This window comes from Stenotrophomonas sp. MYb57 (genome assembly GCF_002966815.1).
Classification (GTDB): domain Bacteria; phylum Pseudomonadota; class Gammaproteobacteria; order Xanthomonadales; family Xanthomonadaceae; genus Stenotrophomonas; species Stenotrophomonas indicatrix.
In genome coordinates this window covers 1,533,762-1,545,508 of the sequence record NZ_CP023271.1, presented here as the reverse complement: position 1 = coordinate 1,545,508, position 11,747 = coordinate 1,533,762, and the positions used below count along the sequence as shown (strand labels likewise).

9 protein-coding genes are annotated in these 11,747 nt (G+C 67.8%); 1 reads left to right on the top strand and 8 read right to left on the bottom strand.

The genetic code is table 11. The annotated features are described in order from the left end of the window. Window positions 1–47: 47 nt before the first annotated feature. The 4 genes from CLM74_RS07065 to CLM74_RS07050 form a co-directional block, all read right to left on the bottom strand. Complete coding sequence (locus CLM74_RS07065; protein WP_105163755.1) at window positions 48–770, bottom strand: pseudouridine synthase; 723 nt, start codon at window positions 768–770, stop codon at window positions 48–50. A 34-nt stretch (window positions 771–804) separates the two neighbouring features. Further along, entirely contained in the window at window positions 805–2,469 is a 1,665-nt protein-coding gene (locus tag CLM74_RS07060; protein WP_059063561.1) for a diguanylate cyclase, read from the bottom strand. Between the two features lie 715 nt (window positions 2,470–3,184). Further along, a complete protein-coding gene (locus CLM74_RS07055; protein ID WP_025877721.1) occupies window positions 3,185–5,608 on the bottom strand; it encodes an EAL domain-containing protein in 2,424 nt (807 codons plus the stop codon). Window positions 5,609–5,796: 188 nt separating this feature from the next. Continuing rightward, window positions 5,797–7,725, bottom strand: a complete 1,929-nt coding sequence (locus CLM74_RS07050) for a DEAD/DEAH box helicase (protein WP_025877722.1) — start codon at window positions 7,723–7,725, stop codon at window positions 5,797–5,799. Window positions 7,726–7,994: 269 nt separating this feature from the next. Here CLM74_RS07050 and CLM74_RS07045 point away from each other — a divergent pair, with 269 nt between their 5' ends. Next, a complete protein-coding gene (locus tag CLM74_RS07045; RefSeq protein WP_025877723.1) occupies window positions 7,995–8,216 on the top strand; it encodes an RNA-binding S4 domain-containing protein in 222 nt (73 codons plus the stop codon). Between the two features lie 15 nt (window positions 8,217–8,231). Here CLM74_RS07045 and ubiM read toward each other — a convergent pair whose 3' ends face one another. The 4 genes from ubiM to CLM74_RS07025 all read right to left on the bottom strand — a co-directional run bounded on the left by ubiM (window position 8,232) and on the right by CLM74_RS07025 (window position 11,660). Further along, the gene (gene ubiM / locus CLM74_RS07040; RefSeq protein ID WP_105163754.1) at window positions 8,232–9,410 is read right to left on the bottom strand and encodes a 5-demethoxyubiquinol-8 5-hydroxylase UbiM; all 1,179 of its coding nucleotides are present in this window, start codon (window positions 9,408–9,410) and stop codon (window positions 8,232–8,234) included. An 80-nt stretch (window positions 9,411–9,490) separates the two neighbouring features. Beyond that, window positions 9,491–9,880, bottom strand: coding sequence for an MAPEG family protein (locus CLM74_RS07035; protein WP_025877726.1), 390 nt, complete (start codon window positions 9,878–9,880; stop codon window positions 9,491–9,493). A 12-nt stretch (window positions 9,881–9,892) separates the two neighbouring features. Beyond that, entirely contained in the window at window positions 9,893–10,438 is a 546-nt protein-coding gene (locus CLM74_RS07030) for a DUF4019 domain-containing protein (RefSeq protein ID WP_032975755.1), read from the bottom strand. Window positions 10,439–10,496: 58 nt separating this feature from the next. After that, complete coding sequence (locus CLM74_RS07025; protein WP_032975753.1) at window positions 10,497–11,660, bottom strand: hypothetical protein; 1,164 nt, start codon at window positions 11,658–11,660, stop codon at window positions 10,497–10,499. Window positions 11,661–11,747 lie beyond the last annotated feature (87 nt).

Sequence of the window (11,747 nt, the reverse complement as noted above, 5' to 3'; positions counted from 1 at the left end):
CAGCACCGTGCAGTTGCCGGCCAGCGGCCGGCACTACCGGCCGTTGCTTACCAGTCCTGCTGCTGCGGCAACAGGCCGTGAAGCTCCTGCTCGGTCAGGTTGCGCCACTGGCCCGGCTTCAGTGCACCGATCTTGACGTTGTCGATACGTACGCGGCGCAGCTGGGTCACGCGGTAGCCGAACTCGGCCGCCATCAGCCGGATCTGCCGGTTCAGGCCCTGCTGCAGGATGATGCGGAAACCGAACTTGGCGATCCGCGAGGTCTTGCACGGCAGCGTCATCTGGTCATGGATGCGCACGCCACGGGCCATCGCGCGCAGGAATTCGTCGGTGACCGGCTTGTTCACTGCCACCAGGTATTCCTTCTGGTGGCCGTTCTCGGCGCGCAGGATCTGGTTGACGATGTCGCCGTTGCTGGTCATCAGGATCAGGCCTTCGGACTCCTTGTCCAGGCGGCCGATCGGGAAGATGCGCTGTTCATGGCCGACGAAGTCGACGATGTTGCCCTTCACCGTGCTTTCGGTGGTGCAGGTCACGCCCACCGGCTTGTTCAGCACGATGTACACGTGGCGGCGGGCGCCCGGCTTGCGGGCAGTGCGCACGCGCAGGGGCTGGCCGTCGACCAGCACCTTGTCATCCTCGCCGACCACCGCGCCGGTGCCGGCGGCATGGCCATTGACGGTGACCCGGCGGGCGGCGATCAGGCGATCGGCCTCGCGTCGGGAGCAGAAGCCGGTGTCGGCGATGTATTTGTTGAGTCGGCTGGTCATCGCCCCATTATCCGGCATCACCGCCCTTCCCGCCTCATGCCGTGGTCAACGGATCTTCGGTTTCGCCATCGAACACCCGGTTGCGGCCACTGCGCTTGGCTACGTACATGGCGTGGTCGGCGCGCCGCAGCAGCGCGGCCAGGTCATCTTCGGCCGGTCGCCACTGTGCCATGCCGATGCTCGCGGTCACCTCCAGAGCGGGCACCTGCAGGTCCCGGCAGGTCTCGGTGATGCGCTGGCGCAGGCGTTCCAGGCGGGTGGCCGCAACCTCACGCGGCATGCCCGGCAACAGCAGCAGGAACTCCTCGCCCCCCATCCGCACCACCTGGTCCTCGCTGCGGACAGCGGCGCGAAGCGCGCGGGCCACGGCCACCAGCACCTGGTCGCCGATCTCGTGGCCATGGCGATCATTGATGTCCTTGAACAGATCGATATCGAGGAAGCCGATCACCAGCGGCCCCCTCTCACGCTCGCCGCCCTGCAGATGCTGGGCCAGCTGCTGCAGGCCGGCACGGCGGTTGGGCAGGCCGGTCAGCATGTCGGTCTCGGCGAGCTGGCGCATTTCATCGCGCTGCTGGCGCAGCCGGCCCAGGCGCAGGTTGAGCGCATAGGCCGCCATCATCAGCAGCCAGGTGACCGCCAGCTGCAGGGCCTCCACCCGGTATTCCATCAACCAATGCGCGCTGGCGGCGTCGGCCACGATCAGCACCAGCATCGGCGCCAGTGCGGCCAGTCCGGCCAGCGACCAGACATCGCCGCGCAACCGGGCCCAGATGCCCATCGCCAACGACAGCGCGCAGCCGGCAATGAAGCTCCACTGCAGGACCTGTGCGACCACGACCAGTCCATCGCGCTGCAACCACGGCACCAGTGCCGCCAGCGTGAGCAGGGACCACAACACCAGTTGCTGGCCCGCGCGCGAACGTGGCAGCACGCGGTCACCGCCGTTCAGGCGCCACAGCGCCGGCAACACCAGGGCCTGGGTCGCTGCCGTCAGCGCCAGCAGCCACCAGTCACCGCGCCCGCCGACGCGCAGCCAGGGCTCGGGATAGCCGCTGAGGCCGCCAAGGATCGACTGCCACAGCACCAGCACCAGGGTGGCACCGATATACATCAGGAAGCTGCGGTCGCGGGTGGTCAGGTAGGCCATCAGCGCCGACAGCGCCAGCGCGATTGCCACGGCGATGCATGCGGCGCGCACCAGCAGCCGGGCAGTGTCGTTCTGCTGCACCGGGCTGGGCGCACCCAGCTGCAATGTGGGAACCCAGCGCGCCTTCAGCGGCGTCTGCCAGGAGACCAGGAAGGGTTCGTGGCTGCCGGCAGCGGGTACCGCCACCATGCCGATGCCCGCACGAAAGCGCGAATCGCGGGTGCGCGCATCCTGCATGTTGCCGCAGATCTCACGATCACCGTGCTGCAGCCGCACTTCGCCGGCAAAGATGTTGAAGACATCCAGCGCCTGCGGCTCGCCGGACCAGCCTTCTGGCGGGGCATTCACCCGTGTCTGCTGGCGCGGCCCGGCCAGCATCTCCGGCGTGCACGCGCGATGTGGCGTAGGTTCGGCTGTCGCGGTGCCGACCAGAAGGTAATCGCGGCCAGCGTCGACGCTGCGCGCGTGGCCCAGCCACGGCAACGCCAACCACACCAGCAGCAGGACAAGCACCGCCCCTGTTTCCAAACGCACCTGCCTGCCGCCCACGCCACGTCCTGTTCCTGCTTACGTCCGCGCCCATTGCGCGTCGCCCCTGGCGGCATTATCGCAGCGGAATGCACCACCGATGTGTAGACCAAAGTGGCGGGGGTATTGGCCCGGGCTGCCGCCCGGCACCCGCAGAGGCCCGAGCCGAAGCAACAGCGAAAGCGGCTACCGAGGTGGGCGGGGCGGTATGGGCAGGCAGGACACGCCGTAAACCCATCCATGGGGGCTCGATGGCGCCTTGCTCGTGTGCGCCGTCCTGCGCACACGGCAAGACCGGGGTTGGGCGTCCTGCCCAACCCGCCCGAGGGCATGCCTCGGGCCCATGGCGCCAACGGTCCTGCCTGCCCATACCGCCCCACCCCTGACAGTGTCCCGCCATCTGGTAGATCCACGCCGTGCGTGGATGGATGTTCATACCGTTTCGAAATCAATGAATGGATTGGATGTCATCCACGCATGGCGTGGATCTACGTGTCGACCAAGGTCGACACCCACCAACAGCAGCCGGAATCTGTCGAAGGCGGGGTGGGTCCGGTTGCGGGGGCGTGAGCGCCATGGATGGCGCGACCGAGCCTACAGGGACGTACTTGCGGCGTCCCCCGCAACCGGACCCACCCCGCCATCCCACGGAATGCAGCTGATGCTGTTGCCGTTGAGGTTGCCGGCCAGCGGCCGGCACTACACGGGTGCCGGGCGTCGCCCGACCGCAGCACCTTCAGCCGACAGCCGATGGCCCCTGCGTACCGGCCAACCGCATCGGTCGCAGGTCAGCCAGGGTCAGCCGTTCCAGCGGCTGCGGCCGTTCGATGGCATAACCCTGCAGCCCCTGCACGCCCATCCCGGCCAGCGCCTCGGCAATTTCGGTGGTCTCCACCCACTCGGCCACCACCTCCATCTGCAGTTCGCGGCCCAGCTCGCTGATCGCGCGCACGCTGGCACGGCTGACCGGATCGGTGTCCATGTCGCGTACGAATGCCCCATCGATCTTCAGCATGTCCGCCGACAGCTGCCGCAGATAACCGAACGAGGACAGGCCCGAGCCGAAATCGTCCAGCGCCACCCGGCAGCCGCGCGCCTTGACCGCGTCGATGAAGGCACGCGCCTGGCTCAGGTTACCGATGGCCGCGGTTTCGGTGATCTCGAAACAGAGCTTGGACGCCAGCGCGCGGTTGCGCTCCAGCAGGTCACAGACGAAGGCAAGGAATCCCGGCTCGGCGATCGACTGGGCCGATACATTGACGTTGCACAGGCCCAGCTGCCGTACGTGCGCCGGGCACACCTGCAAGTGGCGGAACAGCAGGCCGAGCACGTGCCGGTCCAGCACCACCGCCATGCCGTAGCGCTCCACCGCAGGCATGAACTGGCCCGGCAGGTGCAGTACGCCTTCACTGTCACGCATGCGCACCAGCACCTCGTAGTGCAGGTAGGACGGATCGCCGACCTTGGCGATGCGCTGCGCATACAACAGCATCCGGTTCTCGGCCATGGCGCGACTGACGCCCTGCAGGCGTTCGGCCTCCAGCCGTCGCTCCTCCAGCGCCAGCCGGTTTTCGTTGAAGCAATGCACGCGGTTGCGACCGGCCTGCTTGGCCGCATAGCACGCGCTGTCGGCCGCGCTCATCAACCAGTTCACGTCCGGCGCCTCGGCTGTCACTTCGACCACGCCGACACTGCAGCTCAACTGGGGGCTGCCCTCGCTGACCGGGAACGTGGCCTGGCCCAGGTTGCGGATCAGCCGCTGCAGCACGCGCTTGGCTTCATCCTGGTTGGCGCGGGCAAGGAACACCGCGAACTCGTCCGCCCCCAGGCGGCCGACCCAGTCGCCATCGCGCACCGCGCCGACCAGGTACTCGGCGAAACTGCGCAGCATCTGGTCGCCGGCCGCGTGGCCGAAGCTGTCGTTGACCAGCTTGAAGTGGTCCAGGTTGATGTAGCCCAGGGCATGGGTCCCACCGTCGGAGCGGACCTGCAGCAGCGATTTTTCCAGCAGGCGCTCGATCTCCCGACGATTGATCAGCCCGGTCAGGGGGTCATGGCTGGCGTGGTGCTCTATCTCACGTGCCAGGGCATGGTTCTGGCTGACATCCTCGACGATGGCGAACACCGACAGGCGGCCGCTGGCGGTGCGCACGCCGGTACCACTCCAGCGCCCCCACACCAGGCTGCCATCGCGGCGCCGGAAGCGCAGCTCGCCCGGTCGCAGCTGGCGCTCCCAGTCGATGTGGCCACTCTCATCGATCACCAGCTCGCCCTCCATCAGCAGCTCGGCCAGCGACATCTGCAGCAGCACGTCCCGACGATGGTCGAGAATGTCGGCCATCGCCTGGTTGGCCTCCACCACCCGGCCGCCGGCATCCAGCTTGAGCATGCCGACGTTGGCTTGGTAGAAGGCAGCCCGGAAGCGGCTCTCATGCTCGGTCAGGTCCTTGCCCACCCGCCGCGCCAGGGCCACCGCCATCAGGCTGATCAGCAGGACCGACAGGCCGCCCACGGCCAGGGTCGCGATGCGCACCGCGCGGGCCATGCGCAGCAGTGCCTGCGAGAACGCCTGCGCCTGCCCGCGCAGCTGGTGGTCGATGCCACGCAGCCGATGCAGGTAGTCATCCACGGTCGCCTCGTCCAGCGGTCCGGAGCCATGGCGCCGTTGCAGTTCCTCCGCCAGCGACTGCATGGCCAGCAGGTTTGCGTCGGTCTGCCGCCACAACCAGGTGGCTTCGCGGAAGGCTCCGACGTTGCGCGCATGGCGGAACGAGAAGATCAGCCGCGGAATGTCGGCGCGGGCATTGCCCCCACGCAGAAAACCGGCGCGGGCTGTCGCCTCGTCCGGTTCGGGTTGCTCCAGCGCCTTGCGGGCCTGCAGGTCACCCAACGGAACCTGCAGTGCCCGTTGGGCATCCTGCAGATCCTGCAGATGGCCACGCGCCAGGTAACGGCTGAGCGCTGCGGTGGCGTCCTGCTGCCCCCGCGACCAGTAGCCCTGCCCTGCGATCCATGCGGTCGATGCCGCCTGCAGCTCCTGGATCACAGCCGACAGCGCGACCAAGCCGATCGCCATGCCCGTCAACAGCGCAAATCGCAGTCCCAGCCCGCGGGTCATCGGTACCCGTCGACGCTGTTGGTCCATGCCACTTCTACCCATCCTGGATCCCCCGAATGTGCTGCGGTGACAATCTCCTACGGAACCGCGCCAGCCTAGAACCGCAGATGTGTGGGCCATGCGAAACCGGACCCGGCCGGTGATCGGCAGCGGCGGCCGGGCCGCCCTGGCGCCATGCAAACAACAACGCCAGCCCGGAGGCTGGCGTTGTTCGTCTACTTCAGCGCGGCTTAGAAGCTGCGCGGGCCACGTGGCTTGTTGAAGCCATCACGACGCGGCGGACGGCTGTCGCGGTCGCCGCCGGGGCCACCCGGACCGCTGCGGCGCGGAGCTCCCGGGCCACCCGGACCACCCGGACCACGCTTGTCGAAGCGCGGCTTGAACGGACGCGGCGCCGGATTGACCTCTTCACCGGCGGCCAACGGGCGCATCTGCAGCTGCTGGCCGGACACCCAGACCTTCTGCAGGTGGGTCAGCACGTCCGACGGCATCTGTGCCGGCAGATCCAGCAGCGAGAAGTCGTCGTGGATGTCGATACGACCGATGAAGCGGCTTTCCAGGCCGGCTTCATTGGCGATGGCGCCGACGATGTTGGCCGGCTTCACGCCATGCTGGTGGCCGACCGAAATGCGGTAGGTCTCCATGCCCTGCTCCGGTGCACCGCGCGGCGGCACGTCACGGCGCGGGCGCTGCTCGAAGCCACCCTCGGCATCGTCACGACGCGGGCCACGCTCGAAGCGCGGGCCGCGCTCGTTGCGGTCGCCACGTTCCGGGCGCTCGGTGCGCTCGAAACGCTCGCGCGGCGCACGTTCTTCGCGCGGTGCACGCACCGGCGGCTGCAGCAGGAACGGGGTATCGCCCTGCATCATCTTCGCCAGTGCGGCGGCCACTTCGATGGCCGGCACGTTCTGTTCGGACTCGAAACGCTCCAGCAGCTGGCGGTAGAAGTCCAGGCCGCCCTGGCCCAGCGTCTCGGTGATGCGCGAGGTGAACTTGTTGATGCGGTTGTCGTTGACCGCTTCCACGCTCGGCAGCTGCATTTCTTCGATCGGCTGGCGGGTCGCACGCTCGATCTGGCGCAGCATGCCCTTTTCGCGCGGGGTGGCGAACAGGATTGCTTCACCGCTGCGGCCGGCGCGGCCGGTACGGCCGATGCGGTGAACGTAGCTTTCGGTGTCGTACGGGATGTCGTAGTTCAGCACGTGGCTGATGCGTTCCACGTCCAGTCCACGAGCGGCCACGTCGGTGGCGACCAGGATGTCCAGCTTGCCTTCCTTCAGCATGGCGATGGTGCGCTCACGCTGGGCCTGCTGCATGTCACCGTTGATGGCGGCAGCGGCCAGGCCACGGGCCTGCAGCTTGCTGGCCAGTTCTTCGGTGCCGGCCTTGGTGCGCGCGAAGACGATCATCGCGTCGAACGGCTCGACTTCGAGGATGCGGGTCAGCGCGTCCAGCTTGTGCATGCCGCTCACCCACCAGTAGCGCTGGCGGATGTTGGCCGAGGTGGTGGTCTTGGTCGCGATGGTGACTTCGACCGGGTCCTTCAGGTAGGTCTGCGCGATACGACGGATGGCCGGCGGCATGGTGGCCGAGAACAGCGCCACCTGGCGCTTCTCCGGCAGCTTCTTCAGCACCGCTTCGACGTCGTCGATGAAGCCCATGCGCAGCATTTCATCGGCTTCGTCCAGCACCAGCGTCTTCAGCTCGGACAGGTCCAGCGTGCTGCGGTTCAGATGGTCGATGACGCGGCCGGGGGTACCGACCACGATGTGCACGCCGCGGCGCAGGGCCGTCAGCTGCTGGCCGTACGGCTGGCCGCCGTACACCGGCAGCACGCGGAAACCGGGGATCTTGGAGGAATAGGACTGGAACGCCTCGGCAACCTGGATGGCCAGCTCGCGGGTCGGGGCCAGCACCAGGGCCTGCGGCTTGATCTGCTGCAGGTCGATGTTGGACAGCACCGGCAGCGCGAAGGCCGCGGTCTTGCCGGTACCGGTCTGGGCCTGGCCCAGCACGTCGCGGCCTTCCAGCATCGCCGGGATGGTGGCAGCCTGGATCGGCGACGGCGTTTCGTAGCCGATGGCAGTGACAGCCTGCATGACAGAATCGGACAGGCCGAGCTGCGCGAACTGCAGCTGCGCTTGGGTTTCTTGGGACATGGGGAACTCCGAAGGCACTGCCACGAGCATGGCAGGCGAAAAAAAAGGGGGATTCCGCGCTTTGGGCGCCCTTCTTATCGCGTGCCCTGGCGCTGCTCGGTTGGAGCTGAGGTTTTACTCGCTCAGAGCGGAATGATACCGCACTGTGCCTGAACAAGGTGTACAGGAAGCCAACGGCATGCCGTTACGGCCCGCCGTGGCGCACAATAGGCGCCCATTTTACCGCCGCGGGCCCTGTCCTGCAGCGCCTGCCCCAGGAAACCCGCTCCATGCAGATCCTCGAATTCGATCTCGACGGCGATTACGTCGAACTCAAGCAGTTGCTGAAGCTGGCCGACCTGGTCACCAGCGGCGGCGAAGCCAAGATGGTCATCAGCGAAGGCCTGGTGCTGGTCGATGGCGAGGTCGAGCTGCGCAAGGCCTGCAAGATCCGCGCAGGCCAGGTGGTCGAGTTCAACGACAGCCAGATCCGCGTCCTGGCCGCCGCGTAAGTCACCGCTTGGCCGTCAGGCCACGCGCTGGGTCAGGTGGGCGGCAATCAACTGCCGGAACGGTGCCACCCCCTGCGCCACCCGCAACCCGGCCGCCCGCAACAGGCGCGCCGGACGGCGGTCGTCGGTATACAGGCTGGCAATCGCATTGGTCGCTTCATACAGCGGCCGCGCCGCCAGCCGATGCCCCCGCTGGTAGCGGCCCAGCATGCCGGCCGCGGCGATGTCCGCTCCACGCCGCTGCTGCTCGGCGATGCCCTGCGCCAGCCGCTGCGCGCTGGCCAGGCCCAGGTTGAAACCGTGTGCGGTGACCGGGTGCATGCCCACTGCGGCATCACCGATCAGTGCCGAACGTTCGCCGACAAAGCGGTGCGCATACACCCCGACCAAGGGATAGGCCTGTGGCGTGGCCACCGGCTGCATGCGTCCCAGGCGGTGTTCGAAGAAGCCGCTGATGGCCTCCCCGAACGCGATCTCATCCATCGCCAGCAGCGCTTCGATCTGCCGCGGCGGCAGGGTGATCACCGCCGATGCCTGGCCTTCGTTGAGCGGCAGCAGCGCCATCGTGCGGCCATAGCCGAACCACTCCCACGCCGTGTGGTGGTGATCGCGCTCGACCTGCATCCTGCAGACCAGCATCGATTTGCCGAAGTCACGCATCTGCGCACCGATGCCGAGCATGCGGCGGGTGCCGGAGAAGCGACTGTCGGCACATACCAGCAGCCGCGCATGCAGCTCGCTGCCATCGTCCAGACGCACCACGTGGCCCTGGCTGTCGGCGCGTACCGCCTGCACCTTGCGGCCATCAAACAATTCCAGCCCGGCCTGGCCCTGCACCGCCTGCCAGGCCGCGCGGCGGATCAGATGGTTGGGCACCAGCCAGCCCAGCGGCTGGCCATCGACTTGGCTGCTGGCGAAGGTCAGCGCGAAGGGCGAACCTCCGTTCAGTACCCGCGCGTCGCGCAGTTCGGCAACCTCGGCTTCGGGCAGGCGCTGCCACAGGCCAAGCTGTTCCAGGCTTTGCCGCGAGGCATGGGTCAGGGCGATTTCGCGGCCGTCGAAGGCCGCCTCTGCCAGGGCCTGGCGCGGCTGTGCCTCGACCAGCCCCACCTGCAGGCCAGTGCTGGCCAGCGCGCGCGCAAAGCACAGCCCGGCCGGTCCGGCGCCGACCACCACCACGTCCATCCTGCGCATGCGCGCCTCCTGCCGTTGATCCAGTCGCGGCCAGCATAGCGCTGCGTGCCTGACCGGCCTTGATCTGGATCAGCTGCGCGTCACAGCAGCGCGAACACCATCGCCAGGATCGCCACGATCGACACCAGCCAGACCAGGCTGCGCACATAGGGCACGCCGGCTGCGTACAGCGGCAGGTAGACAACGCGTGCCCAGAAGTAGACCTGCGCCGCCAGCGCGGTGGTGTCGCTGCCACGCCCGGCCAGCACCACCGCAATCGCAGCGGCGGCGAAGAACGGGAAGGTCTCGAAGAAGTTGGATTGCGCCCGCTGCAGTCGTCCAGCCAGTGGACTCAGCGGCTTGGACGAGTCGTCACGTGCGGAGGCATTCCATTTCATCCCGCGCTCGCGGGTGACCACGGTGGAGGCGGCAAAGATGTAGACGAAACCCAGCAGCATCGCCCACGCCAGCATCGTCAGTTCGGTGGCCATCGTCGATCTCCGTCAGGGGCTGGATGCGCGCAGGCTGTAGCCGGCCAGGCGCCAGGTCTGGTCTTCGTCGAAGCGGAACGACACCAGCTCGCGTACCGGCTGCGCGCTGTTGGCGAAACGGGTCGGGAAGCTGACGTTGATGTACAGGCCCTCGGGCACGGCAGCACCTGCAGCGTATTTCACGCGGGTGATGGTCGGCTGGCCACGCCCGGCCAGCGCGCCAAGACGCGTGCGGTCTGCGGCAAGCTGGCTGACGAAGGCCGCCTTGGGCACTGCGCGGCGGGCAACCGCCGAGGCGCCGTCCCACAGCTCACCGGCCCGATTGGCGTCGACCAGTTGCGCGGCCTTCAATGCGGCACTGCCCATTTCCGCGTCCTGTTTCTGCACCTGCGCCTGCTGGGCCGGGCTCAACGCCGGCGCGGCAGCAGTGGCCGGCTTCGCGGCCGTCGGTGCGCTCGGCGCGGGGCGAGCCGGGGCCGGTGCGGGCGTGGCCGGCGCCGGCGTTTGCGCCAGTGCAGCCAGGGGCAACAAGGACAGCAGCAGGAGCACGCGCTTCATGGACACCGCCGGTTCGATGGAAAGAACCGCAGTCTACGCCAGCGCAGTGAGTGGGCCGTCAGCGCGCCTGGACGCTGCCTTCCACCGCGCCCGCCTCGGCCTGCGCCGCCGGTGCCGCCGATGCCGCGGGCAGCTGCTCGGCCACCGGCGGCTGCTCCGGCGGTGCCGGGGGTAGCGTAGCCACGTCGATCTCCGACAGCGGGCTTTCCTCCGGGCACACCGGGTCGGGGAAGCCGAAGCGCTGCTTCAGCGACTGGCCACAGCTGTTGATCGATTCCATGTCGGCTCCGTCGCGCTTGCACTGCTGGTCGAACGCCACCAGGAACGCATCCTTGCGCTGCACGAAGTCGTCGCCGCAGGTACGCATCTGCTTGATCCGTTCCAGGTCGTCCTGCACGGCGTTGGTCCCGTCCAGGCCGTACTGGCGAAGCTCTTCGGCCGTCAGCAGGCGCAGGCTGCGGTTGGGCACGGTCATCATCAGGTCGGCCACACCCACCGCCACGCCATTGCGCTGCAGATAATCCTTCACGTTGTCATAGACCTCGTGCAGCTCGCGGTTGAGTTCCGCGCGCGAAGTGGCCTTGGAACTGATGCGCATCATGCGGTGGATGCCGACCTTGCCGGTCAACAGCCGGTTGTCGCCGGCAGCCAGCACGAACACGCAGGCGCTGTGGCAGATCGAGCCCTCGCGCACCCAGATGGTCCAGCCGGATTCGCCGATGCTGTCGCCGGCAACGATGGCCGATTCCACCTGGCCACCGCTGGAATCCAGATCCAGGATGCGCTTGTGGATCTGCAGCTCGTCGGCGACCACGGCCAGCCGCCACATCATCTCGGCAAACCCGGGGTTGATCTTGCCGTTGTAGCGCACGCGCAGCAGGCCACGCTCGGCGCACGGCGCCAGCGCCTGCTTCAGCTGTTCGCGCTGCAGGCCTTCCAGTTCAATGCCATCGCCGCCGTCGCCGGCGTAATCGGTGGTGCAGCTGACCCAGGCCTTGCCGTTTTCCAGCTGCGCCTGCGGCCAGGGCCGATCAGCCCGGCTGCGCGCCTGTGCCGGTGGTGGCGGCGCATCGGCGGCATTGATCGACACCATGTTTTCACCATCACTGGCCGGGGCCCGCGTGGCCTTGTCGGCAGCGGTGACGTTGCCGGGGTTCTCCAACTGGCTACAGCCCGCCAGGGCCAGGAATAACAGGGGCAACCAGCGGAGTTTGGCGGACATCGGGCAACCGGATTCAGACAGGCAAGAACCACAGTCTACCCGTCCACGACGCGCATTCAGCGCCCGCCACTGAACCTGTTCTGACCC